This is a genomic window from Streptomyces sp. NPDC029138, assembly GCF_055564375.1.
Genome location: NZ_JBVHWM010000022.1, coordinates 97,314 through 114,289, shown reverse-complemented (window position 1 = coordinate 114,289; position 16,976 = coordinate 97,314). Strand labels below are relative to the sequence as shown.

The following is a 16,976-nucleotide window of genomic DNA, read 5'->3' as shown; positions in this document are numbered from 1 at the left end:
GGCACGACGCTGCCCCACCCCCCCTCTTCCCAACAGGAAAAGGGAAGTGGGGGAAAACCCCCTCGGGGGGGGGGGGCCGCCCCCCCCCCCCCCCCCCCCCCCCCCCGAAAGCCCACCGTGATGTGCGGCTTTCACCCACCGGTCAGCGCGTGCGCACGGGCGCGGCGCCCGAGGGTGCCCGTCGCATGCTGCGGAACCCGCCCGCGAAGTACAGGAGCGGACGCGCCTGTTCCCGGTGCTCGAAGTGCCGTGCGTCGCCGACGAAGATGGTGTGGTCGCCACCGGGGAGCGCCGCGGCGACGTCGCACACGACGTAGGCGATGGCGTCTCTGAGAACCGGTACGCCGTGATCCGCGTGGAAGTCCACTCCGGCGAACTTGTCGGGCTTGGAGGCGGCGAAGTTCATGGCCAGTTCCTCGCTGCCCTCGCCGAGGATGTTCACGGCGAACCGTCCGGCGTTGGTGATGGCCTCACACGTGTACAGGTGATTGCCGATGCAGACGATGAGCTGGAGCGGGTCCATCGACAGGGAGGTGACAGCACTCGCCGTCATGCCGATCGGGTCGCTCTCGGTGCGCGTCGTGATCACGCTGACGCCGGTGGCGAGCCGGCCCATGGTGGCTCGGAACGCGGCGGTCAGGTCGAGGGGTGCAGGCATGGGTGCCTCCGTGGAAGGGCGCTCGGCTGGCTGCCGAGGAACGGGGAAGAGCGTGTGGATGTCCGTCGGCTGACGGTGTGTCGGCCTCGGAGACGTGTGCGGGCCGAGACCTGTTCCTGGAGCGTGCTGTGACGGGTGGCCCGGGACGCGGATGCGGTGTCCCGCCCCGGGCCGCCGCGATCAACGGCGAGACAGCGGATCCAGGACGAAGGTGTGCTGCATGGCGGTGTAGGCCTCGTCGGTCGACCGGTGGTAGGGGCCGGTCCCCGGCGCGTAGCTGGTGAACTCGGCGATGAGCGACTGCTTGACGCCGAAGACCGGATCCTGGTCGAGGTAGTGGTCGTCCGAGGGGAACAGCATGGTCGTCACCCGCTGGTATCCGGCCGCATCGATCACCAGGTGGATGTGGGCCGGGCGCATCAGCGGGCGTCCTGTCGCCTTCATCAGTTCTCCCACGGTGCCGTCTCCGGGGATCGGATAGCTTGCGGGCCGCACGGAGCGGAAGGTGAAGCGTCCCTCGGCGTCCGTCCGGAACAGGCCGCGCATGGCGGGCTGGGTGAGCCCGGGAACGTCGACGTCGTAGTGGCCCGATCCGTCGCTGTGCCAGACGTCCACGGCCGCTCCGGCGACCGGATCTCCCCGCTCGTCCAGCACCTGACCGTCGAAGAAGAGGAGAGCCCCGGCAATCCCTCCGGAGATGTCGTCCCCCGCGTCCCGCGAGGGCCGGTCCTCCCGGAAGAAGGGACCCTGCACGCTGTTCTCCGTGGCCTTGCCGTCACGGCGGTGGTTGATCGCGTCGACGAGCATCGTGATGCCCAGAACGTCGGACAGGAGGATGAACTCCTGGCGTTGCGGAGAACACAGCTGACCGGTCCGGGTCAGGAAGTCCACCCCCTTCGCCCATTCCTCCTCGGTCAGGCCGACCTCCCGTACGAAGTCATGTGCATGACGGACGAGTGAGTCGAGGATCCGCGCCGTCCGAGGATCCGTCGTTCCGGCCATGGCGGAGATCACTTCCTGGGTGATGTCCGTACCGTCCAGGTCTCGCATGTATGTCTCCCTTGTTCTTGGTCGCCGCAGCGGACGCGTTCTTCGAGGTCATTCAGTCGGTGGGGCCCCGCGCCAGGCGCGGGTGAGGATCCAGGTGGCGGCGCGCCGGTCCACCGGACGGGGATTCCAGTAGCCGTCCTCCAGCACGAGGCCGGCCGCCGCCTCGATGCCCGACTCGGGCATCCCGAGTTCGCGCAGCGACCGGGGGACCCCGAGCCGCCCGGCGAACTCGTACAGACCGGTCGCCGGCTCGGCGCCGGACAGTGCGGCGCCGATCCGTGCCATGGCCCGCGGCGCGGACGGCGCGTTGAACGCCACGACATGCGGCAGCACGACCGCGTGGGTCTCGGCGTGCGGCAGTGCGAACGTGCCCCCGAGGACGTGACAGATCTTGTGGTGCAGAGCCATGCCGACCGTGCCCAGACAGGCGCCGGCCAGCCAGGCTCCGTACAACGCCCCGGAGCGGGCCTCGATGTCGTCCGGTCGCTCCACGACACCGGGGAGGTGGGTCGTCAGCGCGGTGAGCGCTTCACCGGCCATCAGGAACGCGAGCGGATCACGGTCTCTGGAGTAGAGCGCCTCCACCGCATGGGCGAGCGCGTTGAGCCCACTGGCCGCTGCCATCGCCGGCGGGAGCGTGAGGGTGAGGTCCACGTCGTAGACCACCGTCCTCAGCCGCACCTCGGGCAGGCGACGTGTCGTCTTTCGTTCGCCGTCGGTCTCGCCCAGGATGGGAGACATCTCCGACCCCGCATACGTGGTCGGCAGCGCGATGTGCGGAAGCCCGGTGCGCAGCGACACCGCCTTGCCCAGCCCGATCGCCGACCCGCCTCCCACGCTGACCAGGCAGTCGGCCCGCTGCGCCGCCACGAAACGGACGGCTCCTCGGGTGACGTGCGACGGCGTGTGCATGGACGCTTCGGCGAAGGCGCCGGCGGCCATGTCGCCGAGTGTCTCCTGCACCGCGGCCGCCTGGGCGGCCTGACCGGGTGTGGACAGCACCACTGCCCGCCCGCATCCCAGGGCGGCGACCTCCTGCCCGATGCGGAGGCGTGTGCCGCTGCCGAAGACCACCCTGGTGATCTGCCCCTGGTGCACGAATCCGTCCATTGCGCTGCTCCCCAACTCGCTCCGCCACAATCCCGCCTGTCATCTCCCGCACACAGCCGCGGCGGTGGCGGATCCATCCGCCGACGCACATCGCCGGCGCCTTTCAGTCGCCTGGAGCACCTCGGCCTGGCCCGCTGACGGGCCGACCGGGAGGTGTGCGGGGCTTCACGCGGCGCCGACCGACGGACGCGAGCGCCGCGGCGTCCACGACGGTGTTGTGGACGCAGCCCCGTCACCATCCGCGGTTTACGGCGGCACCGCCCGCAGTCCGAGCACGTCGGCGTCGTCACCGCAGCGGTGTGCGTGCCGCGATCCCCTCCGTCCGTGACGTCCGGGGCTCCGTTCCTGTGCCGACCATCTGCCGGCACCGCCAGTCTCGGCGTGACGGCGAGGGACGCGCATCGCATGATCTGATGATTGGCGCCGCGTATCGGTCCTCGCGGCGGCCTCGGCGCGGTGGCGCACGAGGGCACGGCCGCGGCCACGCGCCCGCGGTGGCGGATGCGCGACCGCGGGCGAGGAACGCGACTCGTGGGCACCGTGGCAGAGTGCGGTGGGGAGCGCGGCGAGGTGAGCGGGTGAGTGCACCCGGCTCGGGCGCTCATGGGCCGCGGAGATGGCAGGGGCAGGTCGGACTGGCGCGTCTGTTCTGCGGGGGCCGCTCAATCGGAGGAAAGCTGGGCCAGAGCGGTGGAGACGGCTCTCATCCGCTCGTCGAGTTGCGCGAGTTGCCGGCGGAGTTCGTCCACGCGGTTCCTCCGATTGTCGGTAGGAGTCACTACGACCGGGCGGTCCCAGAATCTGTGACACCTTCCGTCAGGGCAGCCGGCATGCCGCACACGACGGCCGTGGCATCGGTTCGATACGGGCGTGCGGCTGAGCGGGCGATCGATGCCGCCGCTCAGGAAGTCACGCTGGGTCCCGCCCGAACGCCACCGTCGCCTCCACACGGATCGCGGCGGGCTCGAGTGCGGCCTGCCGTGCCACCAGGCTCAGAGCCCCGTGGAAGCATGCGGCACAGGCACAGCGAGCGAAGACCCTCAATCGTTCAGTGAGGCTACATAGGGAGCCAGTTTCGCCGGATTCAACACCCACATGAGGCGTTCGATGCCTCGCGCCGACACGTCGGCGAAGATCAGAGCCTTCGGGTTCCCATGGACCGAGACGAGGGCGGCCGTCCTGCCGTTGGCCTCGACCCAGCGAACGTCGGTCTCAGGCCAGAAGCGCGGCGCGAAGGCCACGATGTACCTGGAGACGTGCGGACGCCCGGCCACCGGAATCCTGCTTGCCCCACGCATCCCTCCGCCGTCGGCGTAACTGACCACGTCCGCCGTGAGCACGTCCTCGAGCGCCGACAGATCCCCGGTCTGCGCCGCAGCGAGAAACACCTTCAGCAGGCGCCGATGAGCGGTGGAGCTGACCGGTTCCCGGCGTTCCGCCGCCAAATGTTTCCGGGCGCGGCTCACCAACTGCCGCGTATTGGCCTCACTCGTCTCCAGGATGTCCGCGATCCGCTTGTACGGGTAGTCGAAGGCCTCCCTCAGAACGTAAGCAGCCCGTTCCACGGGGTTCAGCTTCTCCAGGAGGAAGAGCACCGCCAGGTCGAGTGCCTCTGCCCGTTCCGCGCCCAGCTCAGGATCCATGCTGGTGTCGACGGGCTCCGGCAGCCACGGCCCGATGTACGACTCACGCCGCATCCTGGCGGACTGGGCGAAGTTGATGGCCAGACGGGCCGTGACCGTGGTCAGGAACGCCGTCGGCTCATGGATCTCGGTGCGGTTGGTGTTCTGCCAGCGCAGCCAAGCCTCCTGGACGATGTCCTCGGCCTCGGCAGCACTGCCGAGCATGCGGTACGCGATGCCGAACAGTTGGGGACGTGCCGCGATGAAATCCCGCGTTGCCTGGTCAAGGGAGTCTGCCTCGTCACCGGCGCGCATACATGTCCTCCCGCTCTGGATCACCATGCTACGAGCCGCCACGGCGGGACGCGCGTCACCCCCCGGACCTGGTCGCGTGCTGGGCGTGGGAGGGGCGCGGGTGGTGGCGCCGGCGCGAACGTGCCTGCGGTGACCGCCTGGTAGAGGAGCGCGCGGCGAGGCCACCGCGACCTGTCGGAGTCCCGGTGGGCGAAGCCACTCGCGTGCACTGCATACGGCAGGACGTGCGTCGCTGCCGTGACACCGAGCGGAGCGGCGCCAGGGTGTCCGACGGGCCGTTCCGGCGGCCTGCCGTTGCCCGTCGGGCGATGGTCCGGCGTCCCTGTCACAGATCCGGGCTCCGTCCGGTCAAATGCGTAAAAGGTGCAAATCAAGCCTGATCCGGGCCCGTGTCTCCGTCTGGAACGAGACGGGGACGAGGCCCCGGTCGCTCCGGAGGTCCACCGTGCCGTGACCCCGGTCGCCCCCGGTCGCCGCCGCTCACGCATCGGCTTCCCGCACCCGATACCGCCCCTTCGTCACCCGCTCGATGAGGACAGTTCGATGATCAGCACTGAAGGAGTCACGCTGAGTAACAAGATGAATACGCGCGGCCCATCGGAGTCGGCGATCGCGATGTTCGACGAGTGGGGGACCGTGGTCGCGTGGACGCGGGCCGCCGAGCAGCTGGTCGGGTACGCCGCCGGCGACGTGGTGGGCCGGTCTGCCGCGCTCATACTGCCGGCCACGGAGGAAGCGCCGACGATCTCGGCGTTCGTCGAGCAGTGCCGCGCCCGACACGGCCGGTCGGGCACGACGGCGGTGCGACACCGAGACGGCCGCATGCTCGACATCCCCCTGCGCGTCTCCATGCTGTGGGGGCAGGACGGGGCGGCCCGATGGCTCATGTCCGTGCCCGACATCAGCACGCTCTCCGGGGAAGCGCTGAACGGATCGGTACGGGAGTCGCTTCTCAGCCGCGCACCGGTCGGCATCGTCGTCCGTGACCGGCAGCTGCGGTGCGCATGGGTGAACGACACGATGGAGAGCCACGACGGCATCTGCCGTGACCGACGCCTCGGTCGCCGGTTCACCGATGTGTGGCCCGGTGCCAAGGCCGAAGCGCTCGAGGCGATGATGCAGCAGGTGGTGAAGAGCGGTACCACCAAGGTCCACGAGTTCCGCAGGTCGCTGCCGACGGGGCCGAGCCGGGAGCACACCTTCGCGGATTCGTTCTCGTGCCTCCAAGGCGCCGACGGGCAAGCGCTGGGCGTGTGCGCCATCAGCGTCGACGTCACCGAGAGCCGCCGGGCGCGCGAGCGCCTGGCCATCCTCAGCGAGGCCGGTACGCGCCGGGGCCGCAGTCTGGACGTGATGCAGACCAGCCAGGAACTGGCTGACCTCGCCGTGCCCCTGCTCGCCGACTACGCCGCCATCGACCTGGAGCAGTCGGTCCCGTTCGGGGAAGGGCCACCGGTGCACGTCGGCCCGATGGGCGAGCGCCTGCCCGCGTTCCGGCGTGCCGGTCTGGCCTCGATCCACCAAGGGGTTCCGGAATCCCCGTGGGTACGCGGTGAGCCGGTCCCCGTACCACCCGCCTCACCGTTCACCGCAGTGCTGCGCACCGGCAATTCCTACCTGGAGCCGATCCTGGACACCGCCCCTGGCACATGGACCGATCATGACCTGGTACGGGCGCAGAAGATTCATGAGAGCGGCATGCACTCCCTGATGATCGTACCCATCCGTACGCGGCGTGCCCTGCTGGGCGTGGCGGTGTTCGTCCGCACCGAGGATCCCGTGCCGTTCCAGGAGTTCGATCTGCTGCTCGCCGAAGAACTCGTCGGTCGCGCCGCGCTGTCGTTGGACAACGCCCGCCAGTACGTGCGCGAGCAGACCGCGGCCCTCGCGCTCCAGCGCAACCTGCTCCCGCACCGTCTCAGGGGAGGCGCGGCGGTCGAGGCGGCCTCGCGGTACCTGCCCGCCGACATGCACAGCGGCGTGGGGGGCGACTGGTTCGATGTGATTCCGCTGTCCGGCGCCCGAGTCGCCCTCGTCGTCGGCGATGTGGTCGGACACGGCATCAACGCCGCCGCGACCATGGGCAGGCTCCGCACCGCCGTGCACACGCTCGCCGACATGGAGCTGCCCCCCGACGAACTGCTGGCCCACCTCGACGACACCGTCCAGCGCCTGGCCGAGGAAGACGCCGACGCCCCGGACCAACCCAACGCGGTCGTGGGCGCCACCTGTCTGTATGCCGTCTACGACCCGGTCACGTGCCGGTGCACCATGGCGCGGGCCGGACATCCCCCGCCCGCGATCGTCGACCCGCAGGGCCACGTCACCTTCCCCGACCTTCCCACAGGAAGCCCACTGGGCATCGGGCTGGGAGTCCCGTTCGAGGCCGTGGAGCTGGAACTGCCCGAGGGAAGTCTCCTCGCCCTGTACACCGACGGACTGGTCGAGTCCCGCGGCCACGACATCGACGAGGGGATGGACCGCCTGGGCGCCGCCCTCGCGCAACCCGGCCGCTCGCTGGAAGACCTCTGTACCCGTGCGACGGAGACCTGCCCGGGTCAGGCACCGTCCGACGACGTCACCCTGCTCCTCGTCCGGACCCGCTCACTGGAACCCGCCCAGGTCGCCACCTGGACGCTGCCGCAGGACCAGACCGCCGTCCGCAGCGCCCGGCACATGGCAGCCAGTCAACTGACCCAGTGGGGTCTGGAAGGCCTCGTCGACACCACGAGGCTGATCATCAGCGAACTGGTCACCAACGCCCTCCGTCACGGCACCGGGCCGATCGTCCTGCGTCTGATTCAGCATCAAGTGCTGACCTGTGAAGTGTTCGACGCGAGCGTCGGCTCGCCGCGTCCGCGTCATGCACATACCGTCGACGAGAACGGTCGCGGCCTCTTCCTGGTCGCCCAGCTGTCCCGCAGATGGGGCGCCCGCTGCGTACCGGGTGGCAAGGTCGTCTGGGCCGAGGAGGATCTCGCCCTCAGACCCGTACGCGCCTTCGACACCCCGCCCGCGCTCGAAGAGCAACCGACCACCCTCGCCTCCCCATCGTGACAGCACACCCCGGGCGGCTGGTCGCAGCGAATCACTCGTTCATGCGATGCGCTTCAGTACCGCCCCGGTCCACTGTGGCCACGTGGCCGAAACGATGCACCGCATGTCACCCAGGCCGAGTGACCTTGAAGCGGCTGTCTCTGTCTTCATGCAGCACCGGCCGCGTCTCTTCGGAATCGCCTATCGCGTGCTGGGCAGTGTCGTCGAGGCTGAGGACGTGGTCCAGGAGGTGTGGCTGCGTTGGCAGAAGACCGACCGCTGCGCGGTGGTCAGTCCGGTGGCCTTCCTCTCGAGTGCCACGACCCGCTTGGCCGTCAACGTCGCGCAATCGGCGCGTGCGCGCCGGGAAACCTACATTGGTCCGTGGTTGCCCGAGCCCGTCGACACGAGCGCGGATCCGGTGGTGGGCGCGGAGCGCGCGGAGACGGTGGAGCTGGCCCTGCCGCTGGTGCTGGAGAAGCTGAGTCCGACCGAGCGCGCGGCGTATGTACTGCGTGAGGCGTTCGACTACGGCTATCCGGACATCGCTGGGGTCCTTGGGCTCAGTCTCGTCAACGTGCGGAAGATCGTGAGCCGCGCTCGCAGGCGTGTGTCGGCCGAGCAACGGGCGAGCGTGGAGGCGGTGGAACACCGACGGCTCCTGGACGCCTTCCTCTCGGCAGCCCGGAGGGGAGATGTGGCCGCGCTGGAAGCCCTTCTCACCGCCGATGCCGTGAGCCTGTCCGACGGCAACGGCGTCCGGGGCGCCGCTCGTGTGCCTGTGCTGGGCCGGGCACGTGTGGCGAACCTGGCGACCGCGACACGGCGGTTCTGGAACGCCGCGGACCTGAGGTCCGTCGATGCCAACGGCCGTTCAGGAGTCATGATCTACCGAGACGGCCGGCCCACCACGTTCCTGACGACAGCCGCATCGCAGGAAGGCATCCACACAGTCATGTGGGTGTGGAACCCGAGCAAGATCGCAGCCTTCCTGGAATCACGTTTCCGTATCGCCACGGCTCCCCGGACGGGAGTTCTGTGACTGCGGAGGCGCGGTGAGGGGCCCGGGGACATGACTATGGGACCGACAGGCCCTCCGGCGGATCGCCATGGACACCATGCAGACTGCTCAGTGGCTCAGCAGGCGCTGCACCAAGGGCAGGAGCCGGGACGAGGACGCCGCCAGGTCGGCGGTCGAACACCGCGCCGCGTACGCGGCCTACCTGGACACCTCCAGTCCGCCCCGCCTTCTGTACGCGGGTGCCAACGGTCTGGCCGTCAAGGCGATGATCGCGCCGCTCGGCCACGCCGCCACGCCCGAGGCGAGCGGGATCCGGGTGCAGGACATCCTCCCGCTGTCGAAGGGGGACAGCCGCGGCCTTTCGGTCTTCTACGCCTCGTTCGGGCTCGTCCTGGCGGGATTCCTGTTCGGTCAGATGGCGTACCAACTGGCGCCGCGGCTGTCCTTCGCGTAACGCGTGCTCAGCCTCACGATCTTCGCGGTCGTGGGAGGCCTGGCCACCGCGCTCATCGCGGGCACCGTCTTCGACGCGATCCCGGCGTCGTTCATCGTCCTCGCCGGCGTCATCGCGCTCATGGCGGGGGCCGTGGCGGCCGGAACCGTCCTGCTCATCCGGATCTTCGGGCCGCTCGGCGTCCCGCTGGGCTCGATCTTCATGCTGGTGATGGGCAACGCCACGAGCGGCGGGGTCCTGCCGCCGTCCTTCCTTCCCGGCTGGCTCCAGCCGCTGGCCTCGGTGATGCCCGCCGGTGTCGGGGTGCGGGCCATCAACGGGCTCGCCTACTTCCACAACGACGGAGTCGGGGACGGCGTGACGATCCTCTCCGTCTGGGTGGTGTTCTGCGTCGGGGCCGTCTTCAGCCTCGACCAGATCGCCGCGGCGACGGCCATCGTCCACGTCGCCCACCGCAGAAAGCCCTCGGGAGCGGGCGCCTGAAGGCCGAGACCGGTCGGCCCGCATCTGGATCAGTCGGCCCCGGGCTCTTCGTAGGGGATGCGCCTCAGGTGCAGTACCTCGCCCAGAGTGCCCCACTCGTCGCCGCCTAGCTTGGCGAGCGGACGAAGCAACTCGCTGCTGGGACGGTCGCCTACGATGTACTCCTCGTCCGCCGCGGCATGGACCACCCGTCCGAACACGAGGGTGGAGTTGCCCATGCGCAGGGTGGTGTGCGAACGGCACTCCAGGACCACATGGGAGGCGGCCACTCTCGGCGGACGCACACACCTGCTGGCCTCCCGCTCGACGCCGGCGGTGTCGAATTCGCTGACGCTCCGGGGGAAGTCGATGGCGGTCGCGTTGATCAGCTCCAGCTGCGGGTGGGAGGAGAAGTTGACGACGAACTCCCCGGTGTCCTCGACGTTGCGAAGGGAGTCCTTGCGGCCGATCGAGGTGAACTGGACGATCGGGGGGTCGGTGCTGGCGATGCTGAAGAAGGAGTGCGGGGCGAGGTTTTCGATTCCATCGGACGCCACGGTGGAGACCCAGGCGATCGGCCGTGGCACGACGACCGACGTCAGAAACCTGTAGAACGCCGGCCGGCTCATCGCCTCAGGGTCGTATTCAACGCGCATGCGCGCCAGTATCGAACCCGGCACGCAGGGAACGTGTGCACGCCGAGACAGCGTGTCGAGTCGTGGCGCTGCGGCTTTTGATCCGGGGTTCACACCGCTGCTCCGAGGTGGAGTCCGCATGAACCCGACTTCTGTGACGGTCTCGCCGGTTCCGGACTCGTAGTTGGCGCTCGTGGAGACCCTCATCACATGAGTCCGGGTGTCACAGGTTGCCGGGCTGTCCGGTCAGTAGTGCGTAACCGCGACTCTGCCAGGAGGGCCCAGACCCATGGATCCGCGTCTCAACTACTACGGCAATTCCCTCGGCGCCAAGGTGCTGAAGCACCTCGTCTCGGCAAGCAAGGTGCTGTCGGACTCGACGCTGCCGACCACCGTTCAACACCTGGTGGAGATCCGCGCCAGCCAGATCAACGGCTGCGGCTTCTGCACCGACATGCACACCAAGGAGGCCACCCACGCCGGGGAGACCTCGGTGCGGCTCAACCTGATCGCCGCCTGGCGGGAGGCGACGGTCTTCACAGAGGCCGAGCGCGCCGTACTGGAGCTGACCGAGCAGGGCACCCGCGTCGCGGACGCGGCCGGCGGAGTCACCGATGAGGCCTGGGCGAACGCCGCGAAGCACTTCGATGAGGACCAGCTCGCTGCCCTGGCCTCCCTCATCGCCCTCATCAACGCCTACAACCGCATCAACATCATCACCCAGCAGCCGGCCGGCAGCTACAAGGTCGGCATGTTCGGCTGAGCCAGGGCGTTACGCCCAGCCGGCCGCGTCCGTTCCGTCTCCCGGCGCCCCGACCTCCGGAGGTGCAACACCGTGCAGGAAAGGAAGAGGTCAGCACACGACGCCACCCGAGGTGGCGAGACGTGCCGGGGGCGGAGTTCGTCGGGGCGCGGGAACGAGAACCGTGCGGCGGTTCATCGCCCACGGCCCGGCCGGAGCAGCAAGCGCATCATCGAGCCGGTCGATGCCCCGAGCGGGAGCGTGGCCGGCCATCAGGTGGTGTGATCAGGTGTTGTGACGCCGTATGCCTGTCTGCCCGGGGGCCGGTCAAGTTCCGGCCCCCGGGCACCTGTGACTGAGCGTTTCAGTCGGCCACTCTCAGAGCGCCTGGCGGCCACCAGTTGCTGCTCGACCAAGGCGGAAGGAGAGCGCCGCAATACCGGAGGTCATCAAGGCCGAGTGAACCGCAGGTGTCGTCGTGCGGCCAATTCCTCCGCGCTCACCACGGTCAGAACCGGGCTACCTGGCGGCGCGAACATGGTCACCACCAGCTCCGACTGCGCGTCCGGAAGGTTGTTGGCGCCCTGATAGTGGATCACATCGCCTCCGGGCTCGAACACGGCGTCACCGGCCTTGAGCACCCGGGGCGGCTGCCCCTCCAGCTCGAAGAGGATCTCGCCCTGGGTCACGTAACCGAAGAGCGGCCCGGGGTGCCGGTGCGGGGGCGCGCCGGGGTCACCGGGCGACAGGGTGACCCGGACGGTCCTGGCCTCGGCGCCTGCCGGTATCCCGGCCGCCGCCTCCGGTCGAGTAGCGATCACCTCAACGCCTGGGGGCAGGTGGGCGTGCTCAGCACTCATGTGTTTCTCCCATCAGGAAACGTACACAGTGAAGACAAGGCGGCCTCCCGATCTGTGACAGCCCCACGTTGTGAATCGGCCCAGGGCCGGGTCCGGCAGCTGAGAACCGCACCAACCGGCTGCCGAGCGCGGCGCGGTCAACTGAAGCGCTCACCCACACGCGCCGCACCCGGCCAGGCCCACCGTGCTGCGCCACCAGGTCCGCGCCCCGCACGGGCAGCGTTGAACCGGCGTCCGGAGCACCTGACCGACCGGCAAGAAGAGATCCTGCGCTGCGTTGGGCGCCGCCGGGCCAGTCGGCGCCCGCTCCGGAGCCGTGATCGGGGCCATGTCCGGCGCCAGTGCCTATGGGGTGCTGACTACCCATCATCGGGGTGTACCTGTGGGTCATGGCCGGAGACGGGGCTGTTGCCCGCGCCGACATCCGGTCCGTAGCGGAGTGAGGTACCGACTCGGGAAGATCCCCGCACGGGTAGTCGTGACCGTACCCGCTTCCGCGACGCCGGTCTTCAGGGCGGCGCGCGCCTCCACTGGAGGGGTGAGCGGATCGGGCGCGAGTTACCAACTGCTCTTGGTCACGCCGGGGAGTTCGCCGGCGTGGGCCATTTCGCGTACGCGGATGCGGGACAGGCCGAACGCGCGCAGGTGGCCGCGGGGGCGGCCGTCCACGGCGTCGCGGTTGCGCAGGCGGGTGGCGCTGGCGTCGCGGGGCTGTCGGCGCAGTTCCCGCTGGGCGGCGGCGCGTTCCTCGGCGGAGGTGCCAGGGGACGCGATGATCGCCTTCAGTTCGGCGCGGCGCGCGGCATGGCGGGCCACGATGAGGCGCCGCTGTTCATTTTTCGCGATCTTGCTCTTCTTCGCCATCAGACCTTCCCTCCCCGGGAGCGGATGCGGGCCACAGCGGCCTCGATGCCGATCGTGTCGACCGTCTTGATGCCTTTGGCGGAAAGCGTGAGCCGGACGTGGCGGCCTTCGCTCGGCAGCCAGTAGCGCTTGCGCTGGATGTTGGGGTCGAAGCGGCGCTTGCTGCGCCGGTGGGAGTGGGAGATGCGATGGCCGAAGCCGGGCTGTCGACCGGTGAGTTGGCAGTGCGCGGACATGGTTCCTCCTCGTCTTGGGGCGGCACAGTACAGCCTAATGAAAATGAAAACCAATCCTGTATGGTGCTGCCCATGGCCCGTAACGAACTACGCCCGATCATCAAGCTGAGGTCCACCGCCGGCACCGGCTACACCTACGTGACCCGCAAGAACCGCCGTAACGACCCCGACCGGCTGACGCTGCGCAAGTACGACCCCCTCGCCGGCCGCCACGTCGACTTCCGTGAGGAGCGCTGAGAGCCGTGAAGCCCGGAATCCACCCCGAGTACCGCCCGGTCGTCTTCCGTGACAGGGCCGCCGGCTTCGCCTTCCTGACCCGGTCGACGGCCACGAGCGACAAGACCGTCGAGTGGGAGGACGGCACCACCTACCCCGTCATCGACGTCGAGATCTCCTCGGCCGGCCACCCCTTCTACACCGGCACCCAGCGGGTCCTGGACACCGCGGGGCGGGTCGAGCGCTTCGAGCGGCGCTACGGCCGCGGAGGGAGCAAGCGGTGAGCGCGGACCAGGCGCGGCTGCCGGTCGCGATCGTCGCCGGGTTGCACGCCGACGCCCGCAGGGCCGCCGTCGAGGAGATCCTGCGCACGGTCCCCGGCTCGGTGGCGCTGCACCACGACCTGACGTCCGCCGTCGACCGCGCGGTGCGCCGCACGGTACGCGACGCCGACGGCCCGCTGGACAGCGGCGAGGCACCCCTGGTGAACGACTGCGCGTGCTGCGCGCTGCGCGAGGATCTCGTCCCCGAGCTGCGGCGGCTCGCGGAGGCGGGCAGCCACCGGCTGGCCGTCGTGGAACTGTGGGACTCCGTCGAACCGCAAGCCATGGCCGCGGTCATCGCCGACGCGGGCGCGCCGCTGGCGCTGACCGGGGTCGCCACCGCGGTCGACCCGGCACTCGTCCTGCCGTACCTGTCCAACGGCGACGACCTGGCCGACGTCGGCCTCGCCGCCGCCCCGACCGACCAGCGCACCATCGCCGACACCTTCGCCCGGCAACTGGAACACCCCACGGTCATCGCTCTCGTCGAGGGCGATCCGTGCGGGGAGGGCGGCGAGACCGCCGACGACACCGACCACGCGCTGCTCGCCCAACTCACGCCGGGCGCCCGACCGGTGCGCGTGGGCGACGGCCGCCTGGGAGTCGCGCTGCTGGAGGGCTTCGACGTCGCGGCGGCCATCGCCCGTCTGCATCCGGCGTGCGCGCTGCTGCCGCAGGAGTGCGACGAGCACGGCGTGACCACCTTCGTCTGGCGGCGGGCACGGCCCTTCCACCCGCAGCGCCTCCACGCCGCACTGGAGGACCTGACCTGTGCCGCCGTTCGCAGCCGCGGGCGGTTCTGGCTGGCGGACCGCCCCGACACACTCCTGTCCTGGGACGCCGCCGGCGGCGCGCTGTGCGTGGAGTCGGCCGGACCCTGGCTGGCCGCCCTGCCCGACGCCGCGTGGGAGATGGTGCCCGCCGAACGCCGCCTCGCCGCCTCGCTGGACTGGCACCCCGAGCACGGCGACCGCTGCCAGTACCTGACCTTCACCTCACCCGGCCTGGACCGCGACGGTCTGCTGACCCTGCTCGACTCGTGCCTGCTCACCGACGACGAGTACACGGCCGGAAGGGAACGCTGGCAACAACTCCCGCACGCCTTCGACGGCTTGCTCGACCCAGTGATCTGAGAGAGGACCAACTCACCAATCCGCGGAAAGATCCGCAGCCGTCGCGTGACCCACGTGACGCGTCAGCAGCAACGGCGGACAGCGCGGGCCGGCGAGCTACAAGGGGCGACCACGGTCTCTCAAGCCCTGGACCGAAGACCCGGGATTTCCCAGGTCAGCGCACCCTTCCTCGGGGCTTGAGCGGCAGTGCCGGCAGTTCCGGCGCGCGCAGTGGGGGTCCGTCGTAGCCCTTCACCTCGCCGAAGAGGCCTCCCTTCACCCAGGCGTCCCGGGCCTGCGTGATCTCCTCCTGGGACCGGCAGACGAAGTTCCACCACATGACCAGCTCCTCGGCGAACGGCTCGCCGCCCAGCAGCATGATGGCGGCGTCCGACTCGGCGCGCAGCGGGAGTTCGGAGCGGCCGCAGCCGAGGTAGAGCAGGGAGCCGGGGAGCACCGGCACGCCGTCCACGTGGACCTCGCCGGACATGGCCAGCACGCCGTACTCGAAGTCGGGCTCCAGCGGGAGCCGGGCCTCGGCGCCCCGGCGCAGGGCGAGGTCGGCGCCGACGATCGGGGTGTACGTCGTACCGGGGGAGCGGGAGCCGTCCAGGTCGCCCAGGATCACCGTGGCGGTCAGGCCGGGCGCGGTCACCGTGGGCAGCTCGGGGTGGTACTCGAACCTCGGGTCGGTGTGCCGGTGTTCGTCGGGCAGGGCGACCCACAGCTGGGCGCCGTGCAGGAAGCGGGCGTGCGGGCGGGGGCTCTCCTCGGAGTGGCTGATCGCGCGGCCCGAGGTCATCAGGCCCAGCTGCCGGGGCCCGATCGTCTGGAGGCTGCCGGTCGAGTCCCGGTGCAGCACCTCGCCCTCGTGCAGCCAGCTGACCGTCTGGAGCCCGGTGTGCGGGTGGGGCGGGACCTGCATGCCGGGCTCGTCGGCGATGTCGTCCGGGCCGTAGTGGTCGACGAAGGCCCACGCGCCGATCATGCGCCGGCCGAGGTTGGGCAGCAGCCGGCGCACCTCGGTCGACTCGCCCAGCGTCACCCGACGCGGACTCAGCAGTTCGCGGACGGGCTCGGCGACGACGAATCCGCGGCCACCGCAGACACTGGGCACGGGCGCGCGGTCAAGGTTGCTCATGCCGCCCAACCTAGCGCCCCGCGTTCGGTTGCGGAGCAGCCGTGCGGGTGGGCTCACGGTTGTCGCGCGCTCGGGGACGGCCGGGCCGCGGACGGGCTCACCGGGCTCGGGACCGGGGTCGGCGTGCCGATCGGCGGCTGCGGGGAGCGGGCCGGCTCGGCCGGGCGCGCCGGTTCACCGCGCACGGAGAACAACACCAGCGCGGCCACGGCGGCCAGGACCAGCACGCCCGCCACCGCCCCGCGCACCAGCACCCGCCGGGACCGCACCGGCCCGGTCGGCGGGCGCAGGGGCCGCAGGTCGGCCGGGCCGACGGAGTGTGCCCGCGCGGCCAGTGCGGCCCGCAGCCGCTCCTCGACCGGCGTCGCCGTGGTCCCCGTACCTGACTCGTTCATCGCAGCCCCTCCAGACGCCGGCCCAGGGCGTCCAGCGCCCTGCTGGCCGTGGACTTGACGGCACCGCGCGACAGACCGAGCGTCGTCGCGATCTCGGCCTCGGTCAGATGCGACCAGTAGCGCAGCACCAGCACCTCCCGCTGCCGCCGGGTCAGCGTGCGCAGCGCCGCCAGCACCTCCCGGTGGTCCTCGTGCAGCAGCACGTCCTCCTCGGGGGCGGGCGCGTGCCCCTCGGGTGCGGGGATGTGCGCTCGTACGGTCCTGCGCCGGCGCAGCACCGAGCGGGCCCCGTTGACGACACTGGTCCGCAGATACGCCTCGGGGTCGTCCAACTGTGCGAGCCGGTGGCCGTGCCGCCGGAACAGCGCGGTGAACGCGTCCTGTACGACGTCCTCGGCCGTGGGCAGGTCGTCCACCAGCAGCACCGCCAGGCGGACCAGGGACAGCCGGCGGTGGTGGTACAGCTCCTCGATGCCCGACGGCCGCCCGGCGTCCACGGCGGTCCGGGTGCCGGTACGGGGCTCGGTGCCGGGCGCGGCCGGAGCCGTACCCGTGCGGGTGCGGATGCGGGCGAGGACGCGGGCCCGCAGCGCTCGCGTGACGCGCCGCCAGGACGCGGGGGGCTTCCGGGTGCCGGGCCGCTCCCAGGGCACGGCCGCCGCCGGTGGTGTCGCTGTCGTCATGGATCTCCCGGAGCCGGGAGCGGGGGAGCCGCCGCGCGACG

The 16,976-nt window shown here is 70.5% G+C and carries 20 protein-coding genes; 9 read left to right on the top strand and 11 right to left on the bottom strand.

Going from position 1 to position 16,976, the window contains the following annotated elements:
* Positions 1–142: 142 nt before the first annotated feature.
* From ACZ4WH_RS19780 to ACZ4WH_RS19765, 4 genes are all read right to left on the bottom strand, one after another.
* Entirely contained in the window at positions 143–658 is a 516-nt protein-coding gene (locus ACZ4WH_RS19780; protein WP_468182067.1) for a flavin reductase family protein, read from the bottom strand.
* A 180-nt stretch (positions 659–838) separates the two neighbouring features.
* Positions 839–1,708 carry a dioxygenase family protein gene (locus ACZ4WH_RS19775; protein ID WP_468182065.1) on the bottom strand — a complete coding sequence of 290 codons (870 nt, stop codon included), beginning with the start codon at positions 1,706–1,708 and terminating at the stop codon, positions 839–841.
* A 48-nt stretch (positions 1,709–1,756) separates the two neighbouring features.
* Positions 1,757–2,818, bottom strand: a complete 1,062-nt coding sequence (locus ACZ4WH_RS19770; protein WP_468182063.1) for a maleylacetate reductase — start codon at positions 2,816–2,818, stop codon at positions 1,757–1,759.
* 1,040 nt (positions 2,819–3,858) lie between these two features.
* Positions 3,859–4,755, bottom strand: coding sequence for an RNA polymerase sigma-70 factor (locus tag ACZ4WH_RS19765; protein ID WP_468182060.1), 897 nt, complete (start codon positions 4,753–4,755; stop codon positions 3,859–3,861).
* Positions 4,756–5,298: 543 nt separating this feature from the next.
* On the opposite strand from ACZ4WH_RS19765, the gene ACZ4WH_RS19760 reads away from it, so the two are divergent.
* The 4 genes from ACZ4WH_RS19760 to ACZ4WH_RS19745 all read left to right on the top strand — a co-directional run bounded on the left by ACZ4WH_RS19760 (position 5,299) and on the right by ACZ4WH_RS19745 (position 9,749).
* A complete protein-coding gene (locus ACZ4WH_RS19760) occupies positions 5,299–7,812 on the top strand; it encodes a SpoIIE family protein phosphatase (protein WP_468182058.1) in 2,514 nt (837 codons plus the stop codon).
* Between the two features lie 94 nt (positions 7,813–7,906).
* Positions 7,907–8,833 carry a sigma-70 family RNA polymerase sigma factor gene (locus ACZ4WH_RS19755; protein ID WP_468182076.1) on the top strand — a complete coding sequence of 309 codons (927 nt, stop codon included), beginning with the start codon at positions 7,907–7,909 and terminating at the stop codon, positions 8,831–8,833.
* A 76-nt stretch (positions 8,834–8,909) separates the two neighbouring features.
* Positions 8,910–9,266: a hypothetical protein gene (locus tag ACZ4WH_RS19750; RefSeq protein WP_468182056.1), complete on the top strand. Its 357-nt coding sequence runs from the start codon at positions 8,910–8,912 to the stop codon at positions 9,264–9,266.
* A 3-nt stretch (positions 9,267–9,269) separates the two neighbouring features.
* Complete coding sequence (locus tag ACZ4WH_RS19745) at positions 9,270–9,749, top strand: hypothetical protein (protein ID WP_468182054.1); 480 nt, start codon at positions 9,270–9,272, stop codon at positions 9,747–9,749.
* A gap of 29 nt (positions 9,750–9,778) precedes the next feature.
* On the opposite strand, the gene ACZ4WH_RS19740 is transcribed toward ACZ4WH_RS19745, so the two are convergent.
* The gene (locus tag ACZ4WH_RS19740) at positions 9,779–10,384 is read right to left on the bottom strand and encodes a flavin reductase family protein (protein ID WP_468182052.1); all 606 of its coding nucleotides are present in this window, start codon (positions 10,382–10,384) and stop codon (positions 9,779–9,781) included.
* 268 nt (positions 10,385–10,652) lie between these two features.
* Between ACZ4WH_RS19740 and ACZ4WH_RS19735 the strand changes: the two genes are divergently transcribed.
* The gene (locus ACZ4WH_RS19735; protein WP_468182049.1) at positions 10,653–11,126 is read left to right on the top strand and encodes a carboxymuconolactone decarboxylase family protein; all 474 of its coding nucleotides are present in this window, start codon (positions 10,653–10,655) and stop codon (positions 11,124–11,126) included.
* Between the two features lie 428 nt (positions 11,127–11,554).
* On the opposite strand, the gene ACZ4WH_RS19730 is transcribed toward ACZ4WH_RS19735, so the two are convergent.
* The 3 genes from ACZ4WH_RS19730 to rpmB form a co-directional block, all read right to left on the bottom strand.
* Complete coding sequence (locus ACZ4WH_RS19730) at positions 11,555–11,965, bottom strand: cupin domain-containing protein (protein WP_468182047.1); 411 nt, start codon at positions 11,963–11,965, stop codon at positions 11,555–11,557.
* A 558-nt stretch (positions 11,966–12,523) separates the two neighbouring features.
* Complete coding sequence (gene rpsN / locus ACZ4WH_RS19725) at positions 12,524–12,829, bottom strand: 30S ribosomal protein S14 (protein ID WP_468182045.1); 306 nt, start codon at positions 12,827–12,829, stop codon at positions 12,524–12,526.
* The gene (rpmB, locus tag ACZ4WH_RS19720; protein ID WP_468182043.1) at positions 12,829–13,065 is read right to left on the bottom strand and encodes a 50S ribosomal protein L28; all 237 of its coding nucleotides are present in this window, start codon (positions 13,063–13,065) and stop codon (positions 12,829–12,831) included. The genes rpsN and rpmB overlap by 1 nt, the downstream gene beginning before the upstream one ends.
* Before the next feature lie 72 nt (positions 13,066–13,137).
* Between rpmB and rpmG the strand changes: the two genes are divergently transcribed.
* The 4 genes from rpmG to ACZ4WH_RS19700 are packed head-to-tail and all read left to right on the top strand — an operon-like array spanning position 13,138 to position 14,917.
* Entirely contained in the window at positions 13,138–13,302 is a 165-nt protein-coding gene (rpmG, locus tag ACZ4WH_RS19715; RefSeq protein WP_468182041.1) for a 50S ribosomal protein L33, read from the top strand.
* A 5-nt stretch (positions 13,303–13,307) separates the two neighbouring features.
* Positions 13,308–13,565, top strand: coding sequence for a type B 50S ribosomal protein L31 (locus tag ACZ4WH_RS19710; protein WP_468182039.1), 258 nt, complete (start codon positions 13,308–13,310; stop codon positions 13,563–13,565).
* The gene (locus tag ACZ4WH_RS19705) at positions 13,562–14,737 is read left to right on the top strand and encodes a GTP-binding protein (protein ID WP_468182037.1); all 1,176 of its coding nucleotides are present in this window, start codon (positions 13,562–13,564) and stop codon (positions 14,735–14,737) included. The genes ACZ4WH_RS19710 and ACZ4WH_RS19705 overlap by 4 nt, the downstream gene beginning before the upstream one ends.
* Before the next feature lie 18 nt (positions 14,738–14,755).
* A complete protein-coding gene (locus tag ACZ4WH_RS19700) occupies positions 14,756–14,917 on the top strand; it encodes a hypothetical protein (RefSeq protein ID WP_468182074.1) in 162 nt (53 codons plus the stop codon).
* Here the strand turns inward: ACZ4WH_RS19700 and ACZ4WH_RS19695 are convergent.
* From ACZ4WH_RS19695 to ACZ4WH_RS19685, 3 genes are read right to left on the bottom strand one after another with little or no spacing between them, the layout of a single operon-like run.
* Positions 14,892–15,857 (bottom strand): pirin family protein, encoded by a 966-nt coding sequence (locus tag ACZ4WH_RS19695; RefSeq protein ID WP_468182035.1) that lies wholly within the window; start codon positions 15,855–15,857, stop codon positions 14,892–14,894. The genes ACZ4WH_RS19700 and ACZ4WH_RS19695 overlap by 26 nt on opposite strands.
* A 53-nt stretch (positions 15,858–15,910) precedes the next feature.
* Entirely contained in the window at positions 15,911–16,252 is a 342-nt protein-coding gene (locus ACZ4WH_RS19690; protein WP_468182033.1) for a hypothetical protein, read from the bottom strand.
* Positions 16,249–16,935 (bottom strand): RNA polymerase sigma factor, encoded by a 687-nt coding sequence (locus tag ACZ4WH_RS19685; RefSeq protein WP_468182031.1) that lies wholly within the window; start codon positions 16,933–16,935, stop codon positions 16,249–16,251. Before ACZ4WH_RS19685 ends, ACZ4WH_RS19690 begins: the two co-directional genes overlap by 4 nt.
* Positions 16,936–16,976: the final 41 nt, after the last annotated feature.

Bases quoted from the DNA above. Each gene is read 5' to 3' on its own strand.
- ACZ4WH_RS19780 (WP_468182067.1), bottom strand. From the start codon at position 658: ATGCCTGCACCCCTCGACCTGACCGCCGCGTTCCGAGCCACCATGGGC.
- ACZ4WH_RS19775 (WP_468182065.1), bottom strand. From the start codon at position 1,708: ATGCGAGACCTGGACGGTACGGACATCACCCAGGAAGTGATCTCCGCC.
- ACZ4WH_RS19770 (WP_468182063.1), bottom strand. From the start codon at position 2,818: ATGGACGGATTCGTGCACCAGGGGCAGATCACCAGGGTGGTCTTCGGC.
- ACZ4WH_RS19765 (WP_468182060.1), bottom strand. From the start codon at position 4,755: ATGCGCGCCGGTGACGAGGCAGACTCCCTTGACCAGGCAACGCGGGAT.
- ACZ4WH_RS19760 (WP_468182058.1), top strand. From the start codon at position 5,299: ATGATCAGCACTGAAGGAGTCACGCTGAGTAACAAGATGAATACGCGC.
- ACZ4WH_RS19755 (WP_468182076.1), top strand. From the start codon at position 7,907: ATGCACCGCATGTCACCCAGGCCGAGTGACCTTGAAGCGGCTGTCTCT.
- ACZ4WH_RS19750 (WP_468182056.1), top strand. From the start codon at position 8,910: ATGCAGACTGCTCAGTGGCTCAGCAGGCGCTGCACCAAGGGCAGGAGC.
- ACZ4WH_RS19740 (WP_468182052.1), bottom strand. From the start codon at position 10,384: ATGCGCGTTGAATACGACCCTGAGGCGATGAGCCGGCCGGCGTTCTAC.
- ACZ4WH_RS19735 (WP_468182049.1), top strand. From the start codon at position 10,653: ATGGATCCGCGTCTCAACTACTACGGCAATTCCCTCGGCGCCAAGGTG.
- ACZ4WH_RS19730 (WP_468182047.1), bottom strand. From the start codon at position 11,965: ATGAGTGCTGAGCACGCCCACCTGCCCCCAGGCGTTGAGGTGATCGCT.
- rpsN (WP_468182045.1), bottom strand. From the start codon at position 12,829: ATGGCGAAGAAGAGCAAGATCGCGAAAAATGAACAGCGGCGCCTCATC.
- rpmB (WP_468182043.1), bottom strand. From the start codon at position 13,065: ATGTCCGCGCACTGCCAACTCACCGGTCGACAGCCCGGCTTCGGCCAT.
- rpmG (WP_468182041.1), top strand. From the start codon at position 13,138: ATGGCCCGTAACGAACTACGCCCGATCATCAAGCTGAGGTCCACCGCC.
- ACZ4WH_RS19695 (WP_468182035.1), bottom strand. From the start codon at position 15,857: ATGAGCAACCTTGACCGCGCGCCCGTGCCCAGTGTCTGCGGTGGCCGC.
- ACZ4WH_RS19690 (WP_468182033.1), bottom strand. From the start codon at position 16,252: ATGAACGAGTCAGGTACGGGGACCACGGCGACGCCGGTCGAGGAGCGG.
- ACZ4WH_RS19685 (WP_468182031.1), bottom strand. From the start codon at position 16,935: ATGACGACAGCGACACCACCGGCGGCGGCCGTGCCCTGGGAGCGGCCC.